23 protein-coding genes and 1 riboswitch are annotated in these 22505 nt (G+C 54.2%); of the genes, 8 read left to right on the forward strand and 15 right to left on the reverse strand.

The features are described from left to right. Nucleotides 1-70 precede the first annotated feature (70 nt). Genes MT343_RS11520 through MT343_RS11535 form a run of 4 tightly spaced genes read right to left on the reverse strand, consistent with a single transcriptional unit; the run spans nt 71 to nt 3159 of the window. Complete coding sequence (locus tag MT343_RS11520) at nt 71-817, reverse strand: S-methyl-5'-thioinosine phosphorylase (RefSeq protein ID WP_222428603.1); 747 nt, start codon at nt 815-817, stop codon at nt 71-73. Nucleotides 818-868: 51 nt separating this feature from the next. Next, on the reverse strand, nt 869-1939 hold the full coding sequence (gene nagZ / locus MT343_RS11525; RefSeq protein WP_145470438.1) for a beta-N-acetylhexosaminidase: 1071 nt from the start codon (nt 1937-1939) through the stop codon (nt 869-871). Then, nucleotides 1924-2466: a L,D-transpeptidase gene (locus MT343_RS11530; RefSeq protein ID WP_145470436.1), complete on the reverse strand. Its 543-nt coding sequence runs from the start codon at nt 2464-2466 to the stop codon at nt 1924-1926. Before MT343_RS11530 ends, nagZ begins: the two co-directional genes overlap by 16 nt. Before the next feature lie 48 nt (nt 2467-2514). Further along, a complete protein-coding gene (locus tag MT343_RS11535; protein WP_145470433.1) occupies nt 2515-3159 on the reverse strand; it encodes a TetR/AcrR family transcriptional regulator in 645 nt (214 codons plus the stop codon). Nucleotides 3160-3425: 266 nt separating this feature from the next. Between MT343_RS11535 and lexA the strand changes: the two genes are divergently transcribed. Both lexA and MT343_RS11545 read left to right on the forward strand, forming a co-directional pair. After that, nucleotides 3426-4025, forward strand: coding sequence for a transcriptional repressor LexA (lexA, locus tag MT343_RS11540; protein WP_145470431.1), 600 nt, complete (start codon nt 3426-3428; stop codon nt 4023-4025). A 32-nt stretch (nt 4026-4057) separates the two neighbouring features. Next, a complete protein-coding gene (locus MT343_RS11545) occupies nt 4058-4504 on the forward strand; it encodes a cell division inhibitor SulA (RefSeq protein ID WP_145470429.1) in 447 nt (148 codons plus the stop codon). Nucleotides 4505-4617: 113 nt separating this feature from the next. On the opposite strand, the gene MT343_RS11550 is transcribed toward MT343_RS11545, so the two are convergent. From MT343_RS11550 to MT343_RS11600, 11 genes are all read right to left on the reverse strand, one after another. Beyond that, nucleotides 4618-4869 carry a hypothetical protein gene (locus MT343_RS11550; RefSeq protein WP_145470427.1) on the reverse strand — a complete coding sequence of 84 codons (252 nt, stop codon included), beginning with the start codon at nt 4867-4869 and terminating at the stop codon, nt 4618-4620. 121 nt (nt 4870-4990) lie between these two features. Next, complete coding sequence (locus MT343_RS11555; protein WP_145470425.1) at nt 4991-5470, reverse strand: DUF6586 family protein; 480 nt, start codon at nt 5468-5470, stop codon at nt 4991-4993. Between the two features lie 25 nt (nt 5471-5495). Continuing rightward, entirely contained in the window at nt 5496-6068 is a 573-nt protein-coding gene (locus tag MT343_RS11560; RefSeq protein ID WP_145470423.1) for a YfaZ family outer membrane protein, read from the reverse strand. Nucleotides 6069-6271: 203 nt separating this feature from the next. After that, on the reverse strand, nt 6272-8173 hold the full coding sequence (gene htpG, locus MT343_RS11565) for a molecular chaperone HtpG (protein WP_145470421.1): 1902 nt from the start codon (nt 8171-8173) through the stop codon (nt 6272-6274). A gap of 40 nt (nt 8174-8213) precedes the next feature. Further along, a complete protein-coding gene (locus MT343_RS11570) occupies nt 8214-9836 on the reverse strand; it encodes a bifunctional hydroxymethylpyrimidine kinase/phosphomethylpyrimidine kinase (RefSeq protein WP_145470419.1) in 1623 nt (540 codons plus the stop codon). After that, nucleotides 9833-10690, reverse strand: coding sequence for a thiazole synthase (locus tag MT343_RS11575; protein ID WP_145470417.1), 858 nt, complete (start codon nt 10688-10690; stop codon nt 9833-9835). Before MT343_RS11575 ends, MT343_RS11570 begins: the two co-directional genes overlap by 4 nt. 20 nt (nt 10691-10710) lie before the next feature. Then, complete coding sequence (thiS, locus tag MT343_RS11580) at nt 10711-10944, reverse strand: sulfur carrier protein ThiS (protein WP_145470415.1); 234 nt, start codon at nt 10942-10944, stop codon at nt 10711-10713. After that, entirely contained in the window at nt 10935-12077 is a 1143-nt protein-coding gene (locus MT343_RS11585) for an FAD-dependent oxidoreductase (RefSeq protein ID WP_145470413.1), read from the reverse strand. Before MT343_RS11585 ends, thiS begins: the two co-directional genes overlap by 10 nt. After that, a complete protein-coding gene (gene thiC, locus MT343_RS11590; protein WP_304650347.1) occupies nt 12074-13996 on the reverse strand; it encodes a phosphomethylpyrimidine synthase ThiC in 1923 nt (640 codons plus the stop codon). The genes MT343_RS11585 and thiC overlap by 4 nt, the downstream gene beginning before the upstream one ends. 155 nt (nt 13997-14151) lie before the next feature. Then, nucleotides 14152-14283: riboswitch (TPP riboswitch) on the reverse strand. Between the two features lie 125 nt (nt 14284-14408). Then, nucleotides 14409-14843, reverse strand: coding sequence for a PaaI family thioesterase (locus MT343_RS11595; protein ID WP_145470412.1), 435 nt, complete (start codon nt 14841-14843; stop codon nt 14409-14411). Further along, complete coding sequence (locus MT343_RS11600) at nt 14840-15334, reverse strand: PaaI family thioesterase (protein WP_145470410.1); 495 nt, start codon at nt 15332-15334, stop codon at nt 14840-14842. The genes MT343_RS11595 and MT343_RS11600 overlap by 4 nt, the downstream gene beginning before the upstream one ends. 305 nt (nt 15335-15639) lie before the next feature. Here MT343_RS11600 and MT343_RS11605 point away from each other — a divergent pair, with 305 nt between their 5' ends. From MT343_RS11605 to MT343_RS11630, 6 genes are all read left to right on the forward strand, one after another. Beyond that, nucleotides 15640-16443 (forward strand): acyl-CoA thioesterase, encoded by an 804-nt coding sequence (locus MT343_RS11605; RefSeq protein WP_145470408.1) that lies wholly within the window; start codon nt 15640-15642, stop codon nt 16441-16443. Nucleotides 16444-16585: 142 nt separating this feature from the next. Next, the gene (locus MT343_RS11610; RefSeq protein WP_186436012.1) at nt 16586-16960 is read left to right on the forward strand and encodes a response regulator; all 375 of its coding nucleotides are present in this window, start codon (nt 16586-16588) and stop codon (nt 16958-16960) included. A 1-nt stretch (nt 16961) separates the two neighbouring features. Beyond that, on the forward strand, nt 16962-17582 hold the full coding sequence (locus MT343_RS11615) for a histidine kinase (RefSeq protein WP_186436011.1): 621 nt from the start codon (nt 16962-16964) through the stop codon (nt 17580-17582). 3 nt (nt 17583-17585) lie between these two features. Continuing rightward, complete coding sequence (locus MT343_RS11620; protein WP_145470405.1) at nt 17586-18554, forward strand: GGDEF domain-containing protein; 969 nt, start codon at nt 17586-17588, stop codon at nt 18552-18554. A 111-nt stretch (nt 18555-18665) separates the two neighbouring features. Then, complete coding sequence (locus MT343_RS11625) at nt 18666-19679, forward strand: AraC family transcriptional regulator (RefSeq protein ID WP_145470403.1); 1014 nt, start codon at nt 18666-18668, stop codon at nt 19677-19679. Beyond that, a complete protein-coding gene (locus tag MT343_RS11630) occupies nt 19642-22413 on the forward strand; it encodes a hybrid sensor histidine kinase/response regulator (RefSeq protein WP_145470401.1) in 2772 nt (923 codons plus the stop codon). Before MT343_RS11625 ends, MT343_RS11630 begins: the two co-directional genes overlap by 38 nt. The last annotated feature ends 92 nt before the right edge of the window (nt 22414-22505 follow it).

Here is a 22505-nt window from a genome sequence, read left to right on the forward strand (position 1 = left end):
AAGAAATACCAAATAAAAAGCCCGGAAATTCCGGGCTTTTTATTTGTCAGTTTCAGCAAAAAATGACGTCTTAAATCCGCTTCAGCGTCGCCGCCAGCAAATCACGCACCTGCTGCATACCACCACTTAATACTGCGCGGATTTCATCCATGGTAATTTCGCCTTCGCTTTTACCGGCCGCGGGGTTAACCACCAGACAGATACTCGCATAAGGAATACCCAGTTCACGCGCCAGAGCGGCTTCCGGCATACCGGTCATACCCACCAGATCACAGCCGTCTTTTTCCAGACGGTTAATTTCGGCGATGGTTTCCAGACGCGGGCCCTGAGTCGCGGCGTACACGCCAAAATCACACACCGGCAAGGCAATATCGGCGGCGGCAGAAATTAAAGCCTGACGCAGATTTTCATCGTAGGGATGCGTCAGGTCGATATGATCCAGCGGGCGGAATTCACCATCAAAAAAGGTACCCTCGCGCCCCCAGGTGTAATCAACCACCTGATGCGGAACCGAAATCACACCGGATTGCATGGCCGGATGAATACCACCTACGGCATTCACCGCAATAATGGCCTCTGCCCCCTGCTCCTGCAGCGCCAGTAAATTTGCACGGTAATTAATTTTATGCGGCGGCACTGCATGCGGGTGTCCGTGGCGCGCTAAAAACAGCACGGTTTTATCATTCCAGCGACCTTCCTGAACCGCCGATGAAGGCTGACCCAGTGCGGTATTGACATCATGGCTGACGGTAATTTCCGGACCTTCGAGTTGGGTTAAACCGGTGCCACCAATAATGGCTATTTTATTAATGCTCATATCATTCCAACGTATTCAGACGGCGTCTTTAAAGGCACCGTTATTCATTATTCAGCGCAGATTTTCCAGCTGCGGTAAGATCGCAGAGCGGCGTTCGGCCAGCATGTTTTCCGACATATCGTCTGCTGTTCCCTGTAACCCGCCTGCGGTGCCTTGCAACCCGGCAAGACTCAGCGTCTGCCAGCCCGGCTGTTGCAATTGCTCACGTACAGCAAGGATGACTTGCTGCGCGGCCGAACGGTCATTACACACCAACAGCGCATTGGCACCGGCACGCATGGCACAGCCGGCACGTTCGGCGTAACTGCCAACACTGGCCGCACCGGCCATGGATAAATCATCACTGAAAATCACACCATTAAACTGCAGCTCGGAACGCAGAATATTCTGCAGCCAGTGCGCAGAAAAACCGGCGGTATTGTCACTGTCGACCGCCGGATAAATCACGTGGGCGGGCATAATACCGCTTAACAGCCCCATCGACATCAGCGCATGAAAAGGCCCGATATCGTTATTCAGTTCAATGCGCGAACGAGTGTCCACCGGCAGCGCCAGATGCGAGTCTGCGGCAATGGCACCGTGACCGGGAAAATGCTTGCCTACCGCCAGCATGCCGGCCTCATTCATACCACGTACAAAAGCAGAAGCCAGCGCAATAACGGTATCTGCATCATGACCAAAGGCACGGTCGCCAATCACCTGAGACACATCGGTTTCAATATCCAGCACTGGCGCAAAGCTCAGATGCACTCCCTGCTGACGCAGCTCGGCGGCCATCAGCCAGCCCAGTTCATGGGCCAGGGTCAGCGCTTCGGTGCTGTTGTGCTGATATTCTTTTTCCAGCGCCAGCATCGGCGGCAGACGGGTAAAGCCTTCGCGGAAACGCTGTACGCGACCGCCTTCCTGATCCACGCACAGTAATAAATCCGGGCGCAGGCTGAGAATATCGCTGGTCAGCGCCTTTAACTGCTGCGGCGACTGATAATTACGCGCGAAAAAAATTAACCCGCAGATTTCCGGCTGTAATAAAAATTCCCGGTCGGCAGCGGTTAATTCTGTACCGTCAATATCGGCAACCACACCGATACACTGGTTTAAATTCTGTGTTACAGATTGCGGCATGGAATCCTCGAAAAACTGTGCGGCTGAATCCACACCGGCGTACCGGCACTGACCAGTTCAAATAATTCAGTAATGTCGCTGTTACGCATACGGATACAGCCATGAGACAGTGGCTGGCCCATAGGTTCAGAGTCCGGTGTGCCATGGATATAAATATAACGGCGCATGGAATCGACATTGCCCATACGGTTGACGCCGACTTCCAGTCCCTGCAGCCACAGAATGCGGGTTAAAATCCAGTCGCGTTGTGGTTGCTGTAGCGCCAGTTCAGGCGAATAAATTTCACCGGTCGGACGCCGGCCAACAAATACGGTGTTCAGTGGCAAACCGGCACCAATAGCCGCACGGACACGATGCCAGCCACGGGGGGTACAACCGGAATTTTCCTGTTCACCGGCACCATTAAGCGCCGTGGAAACCGGATACAGGTGGCAGATACCGGCGCTCGACACGCGCAGTACCTGATCGGCAATGGAAACTTCTATTAATGTTTGCGGTAACGCAGATTGCGCAGCCGTGGGCGCCATAGCAAAGGCCTGTTGGTAAAAAGCGAAAAACGGAAAGCCCGGCTCCGCTCAACCAGCCTGATGCGGAGCGTTAAGACCGGATGCGAGGAAAGGTATCAATTTATCAACAACCTGCGCAATATCCGAACCCTTGCCCAGATCGTGTTCCGCCATCGCCGTCAGTGAATCGGCCCCCGACAATGTAAACACCGTCGCCCCCAGCATAAAGTGGATACGCCAGAAACGGTCTTCATCGGAAAGTTCAGGAGTCGCAGCTGTCACCAGACGCATAAAGGCTTTAAACACCGGGCCATATTCTTTCTGCAGAAAACGGCGTAAATGCCCCTGCCCCTGGGTATAAGCCAGCCCCAGCAAACGCATAAAGATACCCAGGCGGCGCGGGCTGTCATGTCCGGCACGCAGCGCCGTCTGCGACAGCAGCATTAAGATGCCCGGTAATTCCGGTACCTTGCCATCCAGACGTGCCTGTACGGCATCCAGCTCACGTTCCAGATCTTCGCAGAATGGCGTCAGGAAACGGGCAAATACCGCCTGAATCAACGCCTTCTTAGAGCCAAAATGATAATTCACCGCCGCCAGATTCACTCCGGCCTTCGTGGTGATATTCCGCAATGAGGTCTCGGCAAAGCCACGCTCCGAAAACAACTCCTCTGCCGCATTCAGGATACTTTTTACCGTATCTTTCTGTGCCATAACCCTGCATCTGCCTTATCACGCTGTCGCGGCTTTATTGCCATCGCCGACAGTACAAAACAACTGTTTCAAACATACGTTTAAAACGAGATTTAGGCAACCCCATATACGGCCAAAGGCTAAAAGCCTCATTCCATTATCCGGGTCAGTACAACGGCGGTGAATACACCGTAATCCACAGACCACTGACAACAGGGGTTTACACTGGATAAAATACTGTATACATTTACACCATACTGTATGGATCAACAGACTGGATAAGCATCATGATCAAGCTCACGGCACGACAACAGCAGGTTCTGGATTTCATCCGCTCCTCACTGGAAGAAACAGGGTTTCCGCCCACCCGCGCCGAAATCGCTGCCGAGCTGGGCTTTAAATCGCCTAACGCCGCAGAGGAACACTTGAAGGCGCTGGCACGTAAAGGTGCGATTGAAATTATGCCCGGCGCTTCCCGCGGCCTGCGCATTGTTGAAGAGCAGAATCCGGGTCTGCCGATCGTTGGCCGTGTAGCCGCCGGTGAGCCCATTCTGGCCCAGGAACACATCGCCGATTACTGCGAGATTCCACCCAGCTTCTTCCGCCCTTCTGCCGACTTCCTGCTGGAAGTTCATGGCGACAGTATGAAGAACATCGGTATTCTCGACGGCGACTACATTGCCGTGCACAAAGCCGAAACCGCCCGTAATGGCGAAATCATCGTTGCCCGCGTCGATAACGAAGTAACGGTCAAGCGCTACGAGAAGAAGCGTAATCAGGTGATTCTGCACCCGGAAAATGACGACTTTAAGCCCATTGAAGTTGATCTGCGGGAAACGGAATTTGCCGTTGAAGGTTTATACGTCGGCGTTGTACGCCGCAGCTAACAGCAACTGTTCACAGGTTCGGGGTGATTGTTATGCGTCAGTTATTACTCGGAATGGAAGAAGCCGGCTTATCTCTCAGCAGCCAGCAACCAGGCAGAATGACCAGAGTCAGCGCCAGTGCGCTGCGCGGCAGTCTGACCGAAGTCATCGTCAGTGAAGGCGGTGCGATTCAGCCCATGCATTTGCTGCCGATGCTGGCACAGTGCAATGCGCATAAGCGCTGGCTGATGTGGCTGAGTCCACACCGTCCGATGAATAAAAGCTGGCTGGAAAGCATGGGCCTGCAGCATTCGCCGGTGATTCATCTCGACCTGTGTAATGACACCCAGCTGGCCCTGTGCAGCAAAGTTCTCGCCGCCGGCAACAGCCATATGATTGTTGAATGGCAAGGCGAGCTGAGCAACCACGAACGGCAGATCATCCGCCAGCAGGCCGACCAGAGCGGCAGCCATGTGGTGCTGATTCAGCGCCGTCCCTGAAGCGCAGAAAACGACGAACACAAAAAAGCCCTGATCTTATCAGGGCTTTTTTATGCTTTAAGCACAGCTTCACACGTACAGACTGTAGGCAATTCAATACAGCCCGGTACAGCTCAGTGCAGTCGTTGCTGATACTCAGGGGTGTCGAAGTCTTCGCGCTCAACTTCCATACCTGAAAGCTCGCCGACTTTACGTACACCGGCTTCCAGCATTACCCGCGCAACATCCATATGATGCGCCTGCAGGCTGGCCTTGGCATCTTCGGAAAAATGAATACACACCAGTGCATCGCTGTCCTGATCGTCGGCACGACGCAGGGCGATATCACCATTGGAAAGTTCTACGATTTCAAAAAAGCGCGCCATAACCGCCTCTCAAAACTGGGCGCGGGAGTGTATCACAGGATGTTTTCAATAGCTTGAACGACACACAGAACCGTTAGTAATAAAAAGTAAACGGTTCTGCATAAATATGCTCATCGAGGAGTCAGCTTTCCTGACGATTGGCGCGCTGATCTTCAATCAGGCGGGTCAGATCCTGCAGCCAACCGGCAACCGGTGAGTGCGGGGTGGCAACCAACGCAATCCGGCCCTGAGCCTCAACCGTCTGTACGGCCGCTGCAGGCTGATTCATTCCGGACGGACGTCCCTGAGCATCTGCCGCTGCCAGCATCTGTGCCAGCCAGGAAAATCCATTCTCAGCCAGATGCTGCAGCTCGCGCATTTCGCCGGTGGTCAGCGGCGCATTCTGCAGCAGTGATTCCAGAGAGCGGACAGGCTGACGATAGGCAACCATATCACCCAGTTCAGCCAGGTAAGACAGCCAGGCATCGCGCAGCTGATACAGCGCACTCTCTTCCAGCGCCTGCTTCAAGGCTGGAGCAGCCGACTGCTGAGCAGCCAGCTGTTCCAGCAACAACCGGCACTGATAGAGTTTCTGATTGGTGAAGCCAATCCACTGCGACATAGCCTGCTCCGGCGGAAAATTGAGATTAAAAGTCGATGGTCAGACCGAAGTGAGCACCATCGCCCAGCTTGTAACGGTCATTAATATCTTCAATACGGATGCTGTTGTAACGATAGCCGCCATAGATTCGTGCCGTAGGCAGCAGACTGAACTGCAGACGGATATCGCTGTTGATCATGTTTTCAGCATCACCGAATGATACAACCGGCGGCGCGTAATAGGCATAACCCGCCAGACCAACATCCGGAGCTGCCGGGAAGCTGTAGCGGAAAAAGCCACCAACACCCATAGCCGCGCCATCAAAATCATCGGTGGTAAAGGCAATCACTTTTGCACCCACACCGATATACAGGTGACTGGTTGATGGGCGCACATCCACTACGTGCAATCCCGCAGAAACCATATCACCGTCATCTTCATGATGCAGCGCAGCCAGATTAATGTGCAGCCCGGAACCCATCTGGGTGGCATCGTAAGCAACACGGGCGACATCATCGGCCAGACTGATATCCAGTGAACCACCTGCCTGTACCAGAGTCGGTAAAACCAGTGCACCGGCCGTCAGAATTCCCTGAGCGGTCATACGCAACATTTTCATAGTATTCCCCAATAATCAGATCACAGTACCGGCTGCTGCGCGGATAACCCGTCACTGTTCTCCCACAAAGAGAGCAACAGACAGCAGCTGATTTTTATTTGCCGGCATAATAGCAGTGCGGCGGCAGTGGTTAAACCACGGCCGCCGCAAGCAAGGCCTGTTTGATTAATATCAACAGGCCCTTAGACCAGTAAACGCTGTAATTAACGCATTAAATCGAGCAACAGTTTGTTCAGGCGCGCGACATATTCCGCCGGCTGCTTTAACTGGCTGCCTTCCGCCAGTTGTGCCTGGGCATGAATCACCTGCGCTAACTCGGCAAAGCGGCTTTCATCCTGCTCACTGTCGAGACGTTCGATCAGCGGATGCGACGGATTAATTTCCAGGGCCGTTTCAGGCTCCGGAACCGCCTGCCCCGCTGCTTCCATCAGCCGGCGCATATGACCACCCATATCGTACTGGCCAACCACCAGACAAGCCGGAGAATCAGTCAGACGCGAGCTGACACGGACGGTTTTCACTTCACCTTCGAGCGCTTTCTGCACGCGCTCAACCAGATCTTTATGGGTTTCTTCCAGCGCTTTTTGCTGCTCTTTTTCCGCAGCATCCGCCAGTTCATCCAGATCCAGTTCGCCTTTGGTTACATCCTGGAAGACCTTGCCGTCGAAATCGGTCAGGTGGCCAACCATCCACTCGTCAACACGGTCTGTGAGCAGCAGCACTTCAACACCCTTAGTACGGAAATATTCCAGATGCGGGCTGCTGGACACCGCGGCATAGTTGTCGCCGGTGATGTAGTAAATCTTTTTCTGACCTTCACGCATGCGCGCAATGTAGTCTTCCAGACCGACATTCTGTACGGCACTGTCACTCTTGGTGGTGGCAAAGCGGAACAGCTTGGCAATTTTTTCACGGTTAGCGAAATCTTCTGCCGGGCCTTCTTTCAGCACATCACCGAATTCATCCCAGAAGCTCTGGTATTTTTCCGGCTCATTTTTCGCCAGTTTTTCCAGTGAATCGAGTACCCGTTTAACCAGCGCGCTGCGCAGGCTGTCGACCTGTTTGTCTTTCTGCAAAATTTCGCGGGAAACGTTCAGCGACAGGTCGTTGGAATCCAGCACACCTTTCACAAAGCGCAGGTACAGCGGCAGGAACTGCTCAGCGTCATCCATAATAAAGACACGCTGCACGTACAGTTTCAGACCACGAGTCACTTCGCGGTTCCAGATATCGAACGGCGCCTTGGCCGGAATATACAGCAGACTGGTGTAATCCAGTTTGCCTTCCACACGGTTGTGCAACCACAGCAGCGGGTCGTTCCAGTCGTGGGAAACGTGCTTGTAAAACTCTTTATATTCGTCGTCGCTCAGATCGGACTTACTGCGGGTCCACAGCGCCTTGGCCTGGTTAACCGCTTCCGGAATCTGTTTTTTCTCGCCGTCAGCGTCATCTTCACTGACTTCCTGCGGCAGATACACAGGCACCGCGATATGATCTGAATATTTTTTAATCAGTGAACGCAGGCGGAAGCTGTCGGCAAATTCTGCATCGTCTTCTTTCAGGTGCAGGGTAATGCGGGTGCCGCGTTCCGCTTTGTCGATGCTTTCCAGGGTAAATTCACCCTCACCGGCCGATTCCCAGCACACGCCTTCAGACGCATCATCACCGGCACGACGGGTTTCAACCGTGACTTTATCGGCGACAATAAAGGCCGAATAAAAGCCAACACCAAACTGGCCAATCAGTTGCGAATCTTTTTTCTGATCGCCGCTCAGTTTGCTGAGGAATTCGGCCGTACCGGATTTAGCGATGGTGCCGAGGTGATTAATCACCTCTTCACGGTTCATACCGATACCATTGTCTTCAATGGTCAGGGTACGGGCTTCGCTGTCAAAATCGATATGTACGCCCAGATCTGCATTACCTTCAAACAGAGCATCGTTCTGCAGGGCTTCAAAACGCAGCTTGTCGCAGGCGTCTGAAGCGTTGGAAATCAACTCACGCAGAAAAATCTCTTTGTTGGAATACAAAGAGTGAATCATCAGATGCAGCAGTTGTTTAACTTCGGTTTTAAAACCCAAGGTTTCTTTGCTGGCTGCGGTCATGTTCGTCTCCTTTACAACGCGCCATAAAAAACAGTGTTGTTTAAATGGGGACATCGCAACGCTTTTCAAGCGCAGGAATACACTTACGCAAATCGGCCAGCCGCTGCGGCAGCGCTTCATCGTCGGTAAGCTCAGTTACAATAGCGACCGAATCAATGCCACTGGCCACGACCTGAGCAATGTTGGCCGTTGTAATCCCGCCGATACAGGTCAGCCGATGATCGGTAAAACGTTCAACCCACAGGGCTAACGTTTCCGTGCCCAAAGGCTGGTAACGCAGCACTTTCGATAGCGGCGTAAACACCGGGCCAAAGGCGATATAAGACGGATTCACCCCGCGCGCACGGGCAATCTCCCAATCGCTGTGGGTGCTGATGCCCAGTGCGATACCCGCTTCTGCCAGCGCCTGCAGATCCGCCGTGAGCAGATCTTCCTGCCCCAGATGCACACCAAAAGCCCCCAGCTCCAGCGCAAGCGCCCAGTCATCGTTGACAAACAAAGGTACTCCGGATTCTGCAGCATAATAAATGGCCTCAGCGGTCTGAGCTTTATGCTCTGCCCCCGGCGATTTAACCCGCCATTGCAGGCTGTCGATACCCAGCGCCAGCAGACGCTTAAGATGCGGCAGATTATCCACCAGCCCATAAAGCCCCAGAGGCTGCGGCAAGCGCGGAAAATGCACAGCCGATGCCCGCTGTTGCATAGGAACGATCTGCGGCCAATCTTCGGCCACCGATTCACTCAGCGGCCGCGCCCAGGCATTGTGGTAACCATTGGCGCGCTCACTGGCTGAACGGATCGCCAGACGCACCGCCGCCACGGCTCCGGTCAGGGCATCGTACAGCGTATAGCCCTGCGCCAGACCGCAGGCAATGGCACTGGCCAGATGACAGCCGGTACCGTGGGCCTTGAGCGGTAAGCGCCGGTGGCGGAAAACAAACGCCCGCAATAAATCCGGGCCCGGCAGCTGATCACCGAAAGCAGATCCTGATGCCGACGAGGGAGCCGCAAAGAACGCATCCTGAATCCATTCGTCAGATTCAGCACTGCCAGCCCGAGCGCTGTCGCCGCCGGTAATCAGCAGATGATTAACGCCCAGTGCCTGCAGTGCGGCGGAGATGTCTGCGCAATGGCCTGGCTCGTAATCGCTTGGCTCGTAATCGTTTTGTACAGCGCCGCCATCATCCTGCGGCTGCAATAACGCCAGCAGCGCCTGTGCTTCTGCCAGATTCGGCGTCAGTACATAAACCCGCTGCAGCAGGGCCTGCAATGCGTCTTTCGGCCAGTTGGCCCGGGGGAAACCGCCCTGCGAGGCTGACAGCACCGGGTCCCAGATTACTGGCCCGGAATATTCCTGCAGTTTTTCCAGCAACCAGGGCAGCAGCAGATTGCCCGGTGGCAGCCAGCCGATTTTAATTGCCTGCGGCCAGCCATCGGCTTTCAGACTCTGCCATTGCTGTTCCAGCATCGCCCGCGACAGCACCTCAACGGCCTGCACGCCCTGACTGTTCTGCGCGGTAATGGCACAGATCAGCGTGGCACAATCGGTATCCAGCGCACGCGCCATGGTTAGATCCGCCTGACTGCCGGCACCGGCACTGCAGTCGGAGGCGGCAATGCTCCAGATTTTTGCCCGGCTCACCGGGCCTGAAATACGGCTCATGCAGTACCTCCGCTCTGATGCCAGAACGGCAGCCCCAGCGTCGGCGTGGAAGGCGATGCCTGATCACGCTCACACATCAGGCCAGCGCAATAGGCAGCCCGGCCGCCATCCACCGCCTGCCTAAACGCCGCTGCCATCGCCGCCGGATCATGGGCACGCGCCACCGCCGTGTTGAGCAGTACCGCATCAAAGCCCATTTCCAGCGCCGCCATCGCCTGAGAGGGTTTGCCCAATCCGGCATCCACTACCAAGACCGCCTGTGGCAGACGTTCGCGCAGGGTTTTCAGCTGATACGGATTCATCAGCCCTTTGCCGGTGCCAATAGGAGCACCCCAGGGCATCACCGCCGCACAGCCCAACTCCAGCAGGGTCTGACACAGCACCAGATCGTCGGTGCAGTACGGCAGCACCTTAAACCCCTGCGCCACCAGCTCGCGCGCGGCTTCCACCAGCTGCAGCGGATGCGGCTGCAGGCTGTAGTCATCGCCGATAACTTCGAGCTTGATCCAGTCGGTGGCAAACAGCTCGCGCGCCATCTGCGCCAGCAGAATCGCTTCACGGGCACTGTGACAACCGGCGGTATTGGGCAGCAGTTTTGCCCCGGTACTGGCCAGTTGCTGATGCAGCAGATGCCAGTGACCATGTTCACTCACCTGCTCCTGTACCTGAGCAGCACTCTGCCGGCGCAGCGATACGGTAACAAATCCGGGGGTTGCCGCGGCAATGGCATCCCCCATCACCTGTGGTGACGGGTACAGGGAGGAGCCCAGCCACAAACGGCTGCTGATGGTCTCACCGGCAATCTGCAGCACGTCGGCACCAGCGTCAGGTGCAACATTATTTTCTGTATTCATATCCTTCTCCAGAACCCTGCTCAGCCACCGGTAATGGCACCGAGAATATCGATGCAGTCATCTTCGTTAAGGTATGTACCCGCATAGAGCGCTGCACTGACGATCTGCTGGTTCACGGCAACAATAAAATTGCCACTCACAGCCGCATCCTCCGGCCGTATTTGCAGATAGCCAAGCTGTTGCAGCAATTGCTGCAGGCTAAGCCCTGTGCTGACCTGCAGATCACAAGAATCGCCATTAATAATCAGGCGCATGCTTCACCTCCGAAGGCGATGGCTTGTGAGGGGATAGACTTTGAAGGGGCGGACTGCCCGGTTGGCGCAGGCTCCAGTCCAAGAGCTAAGCCATGCTGTTGTTGCAGGCGCTGCAGCAGCGCCGGCGCCAGCAGATAACCGTGACGGAACAGACCATTAATACTGAGCACCCCATCATCCTGAGCAAGGATCTGCGGACGATGGTCGGCCAGTGCCGGGCGTAAATTGACGTCGAAGTTCAGAATCCGCGCTTCGGCAAGCGCCGGACTCAGGCAATAGAGTGCACTGAGCATTTCCAGCGCGGAGCGCACACTGACCGGCGAGCGGTCTTCGCTTTCGATTTCGGTAGCACCCAGCACATAACGATGGCGCCCTTTCGGCACCAGATAGAGGTGATAACGCGGATGCAGCAACCGTATCGGCCGCGAAATCTGCACCTCCTGGCTTTCAATCCACAACACCTCACCACGTACGCCACGCAGCTGTGGTAAGGCGGGTTTGGCGCCCAGTCCGCGACAATCGAGCTTAATATCGGCGTAAGGCGGGAAATCGTTCAGCGCTGTTGAAAAATAAAAGCGCGTGCCAAAGCTGCGGGCGGCCTGATGCAGAGCCGGTAATAACGCACGGTTATCGACCCAGGCTTCGTGGCGCAGCCAGAAACCTTCGGCCAGTTGCGGATTCAGCGCTGGCTCAAGATCCTGCAACCGTGCCTGATTGAGACGCTGAATGGCGGCTTCGTTTTCACGCCCGTCATCGGCGGGATTCCATAAACCGCCCTGACGCAGATCCTGAGCAAACTGCGCAAGCTCGGCCTGATCCGCCGGATGGGCCACCACCAGACTGCCGCTCTGGCCATAATGCACGGCAATGCCACTGTCGGCGTGCAGCTCCGGTAATAACTGCGGCCACAGTTGTAACGACTGCAGGCCCAGCGCAAAGACATCCGGATGCGCCAGTGAGCGCTCGCTGTAAGGCGCGACCATTGCCGCGGCGGTGTGCGCCGCACTGGCGGGCTGATCTTCGGCGGCAGCTTCGTACACCTCCACCTGAAAGCCCTGACGGGCCAGACGCCACGCCAGCAAGCTGCCCATCAGGCCCGCGCCGGCAATACAAACCCGACGCTGCTCGCTCATGATTCAGCCTCCTGATACAGCGCACTGCCGCTGGCGCGGAATTCTGCGGCTTTTTCAGCCATACCCTGCTGCGCTTCTTCGCTCTGCAGCACGCCTTCGCTTTGCTGTGCATCTTCCGCCTCCTGGGCCGAAGCAAAATCGCGCACTTCCTGCGAGATTTTCATCGAGCAGAATTTTGGCCCGCACATAGAACAGAAATGCGCCAGCTTATGGCCTTCTTTCGGCAGGGTTTCGTCGTGGTAACTGCGCGCCGTATCAGGATCAAGGGCAAGGTTGAACTGATCCTGCCAGCGGAATTCAAAACGCGCCTTCGACATCGCATCATCGTGCAGCTGTGCGCCCGGATGGCCCTTGGCTAAGTCAGCCGCATGAGCAGCAATTTTGTAGGTAATTAAGCCCTGTTTAACATCCTCTTTATTGGGCAGGCCCAGATGCTCTTTCGGCGTGACGTAACACAGCATGGCACAGCCATACCAGCCAATTAATGCCGCGCCGATGCCAGAGGTTATATGGTCGTAGCCCGGTGCAATATCGGTGGTCAGCGGCCCTAAGGTATAAAACGGCGCTTCGTCACAATGCTCGAGCTGCATCTCCATATTTTCTTTAATTAAATGCATTGGCACATGGCCAGGACCTTCAATAAAGGTCTGCACATCGTGCTTCCAGGCGATTTTTGTTAATTCACCCAGGGTTTTTAATTCGGCAAACTGCGCTTCGTCATTGGCATCGGCAATGGAGCCGGGGCGCAGACCATCGCCGAGGGAGAAGCAGACATCGTAGGCTTTCATAATGTCGCAGATGTCTTCGAAATGGGTATAGAGGAAACTCTCTTTATGATGCGCCAGACACCATTTCGCCATAATCGAACCACCACGGCTGACAATACCCGTCACCCGTTTGGCGGTCAGCGGCACATGCGCCAGACGCACACCGGCATGAATGGTGAAATAATCCACGCCCTGCTCGGCCTGCTCAATTAAGGTATCGCGGAATAATTCCCAGGTCAGGTCTTCGGCCACGCCGTTGCATTTTTCCAGCGCCTGATACAAAGGCACGGTACCAATAGGCACCGGTGAATTACGGATAATCCATTCGCGGGTTTCGTGAATATGGTCGCCGGTGGATAAATCCATCACGGTATCGGCACCCCAGCGGGTGGCCCAGACCATTTTTTCCACTTCCTCCTCAATGGAAGACGTCACCGCCGAATTACCGATATTGGCATTGACCTTGGTGCGGAAATTACGGCCGATAATCATCGGCTCGGTTTCCGGGTGGTTAATATTATTGGGAATAACCGCCCGGCCACGGGCAATTTCTGAGCGGACAAATTCCGGGGTAATTTCCGCCGGAATCGACGCGCCGAAACTCATGCCCGGATGCTGGCTTTTTTGTGCCTCATCCAGCTGTGCCCGGCTTAATGCCAGATTTTCGCGGATGGCCACGTATTCCATTTCCGGGGTAATAATGCCCTGACGCGCATAATGCAGCTGGGTGACATTTTTGCCCGCTAATGCCCGGCGCGGACGACGCTTAAGTTCAAAACGCAGTTTTTCCAGCGTCAGGTTCATATCGCGGATACGCGCATATTCGGAGCTGAAACCGGTAAGCTCCTCAGTATCGGCCCGTTCATTAATCCAGTTCTGACGCAGCGGTTGCAGCCCCTTGCGCACATCAATACTCACGGCCGGGTCGGTGTAAGGGCCGGAGGTATCGTATACCCGCACCGGCGCATTGGCTTCGGTTTTACCGTTAGCCAGCTGTGTATCGGACAGCGCAATTTCGCGCAGCGCGACCTGTAAATCGGCACGACTGCCCTGCACATAGAATTTGCTGGACGCAGGAAATGGCTGCAGAGAGAGTTCGTCAACACGCATCTGTTCGCTTAACGATGTATGCGCTGAATTGTTTTTGCCCATGCTCAATACCTTTTTAGCCGTCGCAGACGACGGAAGAAAAATAACGGCAGGCAGCGAAGAAAAGAAAAAGATGATCACAGGCAGCAGCAAAATACTGACAACCCGCACCGTAAACGGTGACTGACCGGGGTTTAAGAAATCGGCGACAGCCGCGAAAAACCCGCTTTTCTGTTCCCTACGCTGGCACTAACCAGATCAGGTTCAACGGGATCCGCAAACACATTGCGATCTCAACCTCTTTGATGTTTCAGCACGCTGAACATCCTGAGGCACCCCGACAGAATCGGCACAGAGTGTACGGCAGAGAAGACTACGCGGACAAGACACCCGGCGGGTTATTTATGCAAAACATCCACGCCGGGCAGTCATCAACGGCGGTCAGAAATGCCACCGTAAGAGAAACAGCCGGACATTAACGCGCCAGCAGAAAATGTGCGCGGGCCGTGGCAATCGGACTGGTGCGCTCGGTCTGCCAGGCGGTAATGGCGACGTTGGCGACGCGCGAGCCCTGACGCCAGACCTGACATTCAGCAAAGGTATCCTGATGACGCCCGGCACGCAGATAATCGAGGGAGAAATCGATCATTTTCGGTAAGGCGGCGGTATCCATGGTCATCATCAGATGCAGTGACGCCGCCAGCTCCATAAAGCCGCCGATTACGCCGCCATGAATGGCCGGTAAAATCGGATTGCCGATATTGTCTTCGTTGGCCGGCAGATGAAACAGCACATCCTGACCAAAACGCTGAAATTTCAGGCCAATTAAATTGGCATAGGGAATACCATCCACCAGCGGCTGGAAATTACCGCTCTGCTGCGCCTGTTGCAGCACGGTTTCAAAACTCATTGTCCAGCTCCTGCAGCCGTTACATCATCGCCCTGCTCGATACGGGCACGGAATTCCGGTGGGGTCATATTTTCGCCGATACGCATAAAGGTGGCAGCACATTTGGCCACCAGATCGCGTTCCTCGCCCTGAAACACTTCGCACTCGGTAAACACCACTGAGCTGGCCACGCGCGTTACCCGTGCTTCGGCAAACAGATCGCGGTTTGGTGTTGCCGCTTTCATATAATCCATGCGCAGATCCAGCGTTGGGCACAGCTCAAAGCCCGGCAGGGAGGAAAACACCGCCGTACCACAGGCGGTATCCATCAGCGTGGTCAGGCTGCCGCCATGCACAGTGCCGGTGACCGGGTTGCCTACAATCTGTTCGCTGTATGGCAGGCGCATAACCAGTACATTGTCCTGCGCGCTTTCAACCGTCAGCCCCAAAACCTGACAGTGACGCAGGGTGGCAACGAAACGCTCGGCCCGTGTTTTAACCGATAAGCTCATAAGATCTCCGCTGAGGGTGATTGTGACAGCCAGACAGGCACAGCACGACTGTGTGAATTCTATCAGGAAATGGCCTGACCGGCGCAAAGGGCGCCCGTTATACCGGAAAGCTGAATTTTGGCAATGATCGCTTCGCCCGGTGTCGTTAACAGAATTGCTCACAACAAACATAAGAACTGAACGTTTTTCTCACCACTCTATAAGACAAACAAGCACCCTGTGCTATGGTTTGACGCCTGAGAAATATCCCCGACACACACCCGGATCAGCCCTTAAAAGGGATCTGCCCCTTAAAGAGAAATGCTATGAATTTTGACGATTACCTGCAGCAGGTTAATCAGCAGGATACGCTGGAAATCCATCCCAGCTGGGGTCAGGGCCGCACCACCTTTGGCGGCCTGTCAGCAGCATTAATCCTGCACCGCATAGAACAGGGTCTGGACGACGGCCAGATGCTGCGTTCACTGAATGTCAGTTTTTGCGGCCCGCTCAATACCGCTGAACCTTTCACCCTCAGCAGCCAAAGCATCCGCGTTGGTAAATCCGTTGCTCACTATCAGGGCCAGACCGTGCAGCAGGATCAGGTTACTACGCTGGTTAATGCCTGTTTCGGCCGTGAGCGGGAATCGGATATCGAGGTTAAGCTGCCACCTGTCAGCTGTGGCACGCCGGGATCAGGTCAGGCCATGCCCTTTATCAAAGGCATAACTCCGGAGTTTACCCAGCATATTAACTTCACCTACGTGGAAGGCGGCCTGCCCTTCACCAACAGCAAACACAATGTTATCCGTGGCTGGATGCGCTTTAACGATGGCGAACGCGCGCTGAGCAATGCCCATCTGGTCGCCCTGATCGATGCCTGGCCGCCAACGCTGCTGCAAAAACTGAAAAGCCCCGCTCCCTGTGCCAGCGTGACCTGGAGCATCGAGATGGTGACGCCGTTAAGCCAGCTGCCACAGTTACCGGACGGCAGCGACTGGCTCTGGTACGAGGCGGATATCCGCCAGGCTCACGATGGTTATGGCCATACTGAGGCCCGGATTTACACTGCCGATGGTGTATTGCTGGCACTCAGCCGTCAGCTGGTGGTGGTTTACGATAAACGCTGAGGCCGTTCTTACTGTAGCCTGATACCTTCGTCTGACTATCAGGCTGCAACAGCAGTTTCTTCCCTCTATTCCTTCCGATTAGTTGCTCAATAAGCAGCGGGCAACTATTACTTAGTCATCAATTTCTCTGCCGATGACAGCTATGGCTACCAACGTTCTGATCTGCGATGACTCAAGTTTTGCCCGTAAACAAATGGCACGGGCGATCCCCAAAGAATGGGAAGTGGACATTCATTTTGCCGGTGATGGCGTGGAAGGCGTACAGGCCATCCGCGAAGGAAAAGGTGAAGTGGTTTTTCTCGACCTGACCATGCCCAATATGGATGGCTACGGCGTACTGGAAACCATCCGCAAAGAAGATCTGCCCGCCATGGTGATTGTGGTATCCGGCGATATTCAGCCCGATGCTCAGGACAGAGTCAAAAAACTCGGCGCAATGGCTTTTATCAAGAAGCCGATTGATGCCGATAAAGCCCGCGAAGTGCTGACCGAATATGGCATTCTGACAGGGGCCTGATATGAGCGTCACATCTACCGCAGTATCTCTGAACGAAGACCAGCGCGACTGTTATCAGGAGTTGACTAACGTCGCCATGGGCCAGGCCGCCGACCGTTTGGCACGACTGCTGGATGTCTATGTGGTGCTGCCGATTCCCAAAGTAAACCTGATTGAATCCAGTGATCTGCATATGGCGATTCAGGATGCCGAAACCGATTCGGCTATGTCGGCGGTATGCCAGGGATTTATTGGTTCAGGTATTGCCGGTGAAGCACTGCTGTTATTTAACGACACCAGCTTCTCAGATCTGGCCGCACTGATGAATTATGGTGGCGAACTCGACCGCTATGGCGAGCTGGAATTATTAATGGACGTCAGCTCACTGTTAATCGGTGCCTGTATTCAGGGTATTGGTGAGCAGCTGGAGATTCACTTTAATCAGGGCCACCCGGTGGTGCTTGGCCAGCATTGTAAAGTCGACGATATTTTAAAAAGTGGCAATCATCAGTGGACCAAAACCCTGGCGATTGAAATCCACTACACCATCGAACATGTGAATATCGATTGCGACCTGCTGCTGCTGTTTACCGAAGACTCGGTCGCGAAACTGAACAACAAAATTAATTATCTGCTGGATTAACGTATGACGGATTCAAACATTGAATTTGGTGACATCCACTGGCTGATGGATATTCTGCAGAATATCGACGTCGGTCTGGTGGTACTCGACCGCCAGTACAATATCCAGCTGTGGAATGGCTTTATGGAAAGCCACAGTGGCATAAGCCCGCAAAAAGCCAAGGGCGAAAACCTGTTCGAGCTTTTTAACGAAATTCCCAAAGACTGGTTTATGAAAAAAGCGGAGCCGGTTTATCAGCTGAAAACCCGCACCTTTACCATCTGGGAGCAACGTCCGTATTTATTCCGCTTTAAAAATTACCGACCCATTACCGGCCGTGCGTCGGTGATGTATCAGAACACCAGCATTATTCCGCTGGAGTCGATTAACCGCAGCGTTGATCATATCTGCGTGATTATTTATGACGTGACCGACATTGCCGTGAGCCGCGAAGACGTACAGTCTGCGCATCAGACCCTGAATGAACTGAACCGCACAGACCAGCTGACCGAGCTGTCCAGTCGCGGTTACTGGCTGAAAGATATAGAGCGTGAATTTCTGCGCTGCCAGCGTTCGGTATTACCAAGCACCCTGGTCATGTTTGATCTGGACGATTTCCGTACCATTAATGGCCGCTATGGTCACCAGGCCGGTGACGAGGTACTGCGCTCGGTATCAGAGGGCATACGTCAGACACTGCGTCAGACCGATCACGTCTGCCGTTTCGGCGGTGAAGTATTCGCTGCTCTGCTGGTCGATACCGATGAAGAAGAGGCCGTGGTCTTTGCCGAGCGTATCCGCAAAATGATCGAACGCATGGAAGTCAGGCATGATCAGCAAAGCATCCATGCCACCGCCAGCCTGGGTATTGCCCGTTATCAGAAAGGCTTCGCCAGTGCTCAGGACTGGCTGCAGGCCGCCGACAAAGCGCTGTATCACGCCAAAGAAAGTGGTCGTAACAAAACCACGGTCTATCAGCCCAAAGCACACTAAGCCGGCAGCCTGAACCTGCATGACATATATGCTCAACAAACCTTGCCATTCCTGATCAATAACAACAAAATCACATCCGGCCACTCCGGCCGGATACTGTGAGTTACAGGCATGTCGAGTCACTGGATACCCCGCCCTTTTATTGATGCGCCACTGCGCGGCGCTGCCGGTCTCGGTCTGGACCCCGAACAATTGTGGGCCGCTGCCGGGCTGGACGCTGCCATTCTGGCCGATCCTGAGGGGCAGATTAATGCCAATGACTATGCCAGCCTGATGGCAACCCTGTGGGCCCACAGTGATGATGAATTTATGGGGCTGGCGAAAGTACGCAGCCATTCCGGCACCTTTGCCATGATGTGCAAGGCCATCATCAGCTGTTCATCGCTGGAACATGCCCTGCATCGTGCCAGGCGCTTTTACGCATTGTTTGACGGTGCCCCCAATATCCGTGTTATTCGCGGTCCGCAGCTATCGCGGCTGCAAATTGAACACGACCCGGCTGCAGACCCCGATCACTTTCTCAGCGAATCCCTGCTGGCTATCTGGCACCGGCTGAGCAGCTGGCTGGTTGGCCAGGGTATTCCCCTGTTATCGGTGGGCTGCTGTTATCCGCCACCGGTGCATGCTGCGCTGTATCAGAACCTGTTTGCCACACCGGTTAAATTCAACGAAGACAGCACCTATCTGCTGATTCCCAGCCGGGTACTCAGCCTGCCGGTCAGTCAGACCGCGGCCTCCCTGCGCGCCTTTTTAAATCACTCTCCGGCCGATTTCCTCGCCCGGCCGAATCCGCATGAAAGCATGACGGGTAAACTGCGTCAGCTGTTCCGCCGTTACGATATCGACAGCCTTCCGGATCTGGCCGAAAGCGCCACTCAGCTCGGTGTATCCAGTGCTACACTGAGGAGGCGCCTGCATGATGAGCAGACCTCCTTTCAGAAACTGAAAGATGAATGCCGGCTGGAGGAAGCCAGCCTGCGTCTGGCGCAGCAGGATACCAGTATCCGTGAAATTGCCGAGTATCTGGGCTACACCGAAACCAGCACATTCCACCGCGCTTTCAAAAAATGGATGGGACTGACACCGGGTGATTATCGCAGCCAACAACAAGGCATCCGCCGCTGATTCCGGTTATCTGTCGGTTATCCGGTTTGCTGCCTCCCTGATATTTCTGCTCTGCCTTTTTGGCCAGTCGGCGACTGCCCTTGCCGTAACACCGGCCAGCTGGACACTCAGCGAACAGGACTCTGGCCGCCTTCTCGGGCGCGAACTTGAGTACTGGCGGGAAGATAGCCGGCAAGCTCTTACTCTGGACGAATTAAAGGCTTTAAAACCCAAGTGGCGACGCCACCCGGATACCACTCCGAATTTCGGTTTATCGCCAGACGCTTATTGGTTCCGGCTGCGTGTAACATTGCCAGAAGCCAGCGACCAGTGGCGGTTGAGTATTGAATTCCCGTTGCTCGACAGGGTTGATCTGTATCTGCAGTTTGACCAGCGAACCATTCAGCAGGAACAGTTTGGTGATCGCTTGCCGTTCAGCCAGCGCCCCCTGCGACACCGTAATTTTCATATTCCCCTGCGGCTGAATTACGCCGGTGAGTACGAGATTTATCTCAGGGTACAAAGCGCAGGCTCTCTGCAACTGCCTGTTACCTTCTGGTTAAGGGACGAACAGGAAGCGGAAGCGGCCAGTGATTATCTGAGCGCCGGTCTGTATATCGGTTTTATTGCAGCCATTCTGCTGTTTAATTTTTTTATTGCTGCAACAACCCGTGAAATGTACATCCTGTATTTCACCTGCTTTCTGCTGGCTTATCTGCTTTTCTACATTTCACTGAGTGGTTATGGTTTTGAATATCTGTGGCCCGACAACTTATGGCTGGAAGAACGCCTGACCATTCTGGCTGTTGCCGCTGCCTGTATCTTTGCTACGTTATTTGCACGACGTTTTCTGCGCTTAAAACATAATCATCCACGCCTGCACCGGATTAATCAGGGCTGTTTATATCTGGCGTTGCTGGTGTTTATCCTTAATCCGTTTATTGATTATCAGCCCGCAGTAAAAATAACCATGGCGGCTACGTTTATCATCAGCCTGCTCAGTCTGATTGTCGGTATCAGCGCAGCCCTGCAGCGGACCTTATCCGGTTTATTGTATGCCGGCGGCTGGCTGACCCTGCTGCTGGGGGTCATCGTGCACAGTCTGAGTAAAGAAGGCTTGTTGCCCATCACGCCATTAATTGAATACTCTTCACACATTGGCTCCATTTTATTGGTCTGTACTCACAGCATGGCCATTGCCCTGCGTTTTTATGAAGAACGCCAGCAACATAAACTAACGCTGGAGCAGATGACGGAAGCACAGAGAGAAAGCCTGCGCTCGCGCTATCGCATGCAGGAAGCAGAACTGCAGCGTAAACAGACCGAACTGGAAAATCAGGCTAAATCGGTATTTCTGGCCATGATGAGCCACGAAATCCGCACACCACTGAATGGCGTACTGGGGATGGTGCAGTTACTGGGGCAAACTCCCCTCGACCCGCAACAGCAACGCTATCTGGAAACCATCAGTACGTCCGGAGAATCCCTGCTCACCATTCTTAATGACATTCTGGATCTGTCAAAAATGAATTCCGGCAAACTGCAGCTGGAGATGCAGGAAGTACCTTTACATGAACTGATCAGTGACTGCCTGACGCTGTATTCCCAGCAGGCAAAAGAAAAAGGTCTGGTTCTGCTTGCCCATCTGCACCTGCCGCTGTATCAGACCATTCATACCGACCCAACCCGTCTGCGCCAGATCGTCAACAACCTGCTCAGTAATGCCGTTAAATTTACCAATAGCGGCAGTATTGTTCTGACCCTGCGTTTCAGTGAGCAGAAAATGCTGCTCAGTATCAAAGACACCGGTATCGGTATCAGCAAGGAATATCAAACGCGTTTATTTGAACATTTCAGCCAGGCCGATGCCTCTACCTCACGCAATTACGGCGGCACCGGGCTGGGCCTGAGCATCTGCAAACAGTTAAGCGAATTACTCGGTGGCGATATCAACGTTCACAGCCGCAGCGGCGAGGGCACAGAATTTATTTTTACCCTGCCCGACTGCCAGCCAGATAATCCGGTGAATATTGAAGTCATTGATACTGGTACTGTACATATTCAGCTGTCTAAGGCAGAAGAGCGGGAACTGGTTACCCGGTTTATGCGCGAGCTTGGTTTTCAGGTAACGGAACAGGCTCCGGCCGATCTTTTATTCAGTGACCAGCCCCCGGAGGAAAGCAACACTCAGCATTACCGGCGCCTGTTGTATTTATGCGATGAAAACAGCCCTGCACTCAATCCTTTGCAACAGATTGTGCGGCCGTTAAAAACGTCCAGCATCGTGCACCGTCTCAATGGCGTCGGTACGCAATACGGAAATAAACACATAGTACCGGCACAATTATTCAAAGATTGCCTGGTCTGGGTGGCTGAAGATAATCCGGTCAACCAAAAAGTGGTTGTCGGCATGCTGCGCAACCTTGGTCTTAAATATGAAATTTTTTCCGATGGCAGCAGCCTTATTAAGGCCTGGCAGGAAAAGCAACAGGCTCATCCGGATATGATTTTAATGGACTGTGAAATGCCGGTTATGGATGGATTTACCGCCACCCAGCGGCTGCGGGAGCATGAGCAGGAAGCCTCGGACTATAAGCACATTCCGGTGGTTGCTCTCACCGCCCATGCCCTGCCTGAATACAAGGAAAAAGCCCTGAACAGCGGCTTTGATGATTTCCTCAGCAAACCCATCCGTCAGGAACAGCTGCGCCAGCTATGCCTGCGCTGGCTGCTGCCACCACCCGACGGAACCTGATGGCTGTAAGAGCGGTGGTAATTACTCTGGGCTTCATACCTCTGTCACAAAGCGCCGTCCATAATCGCCTTATTACTGACAGCAGAGGCCTT

The organism is Venatorbacter sp. C2-1 (assembly GCF_022832715.1).
Taxonomy (GTDB): domain Bacteria; phylum Pseudomonadota; class Gammaproteobacteria; order Pseudomonadales; family Oceanobacteraceae; genus Venatoribacter; species Venatoribacter alkanivorans.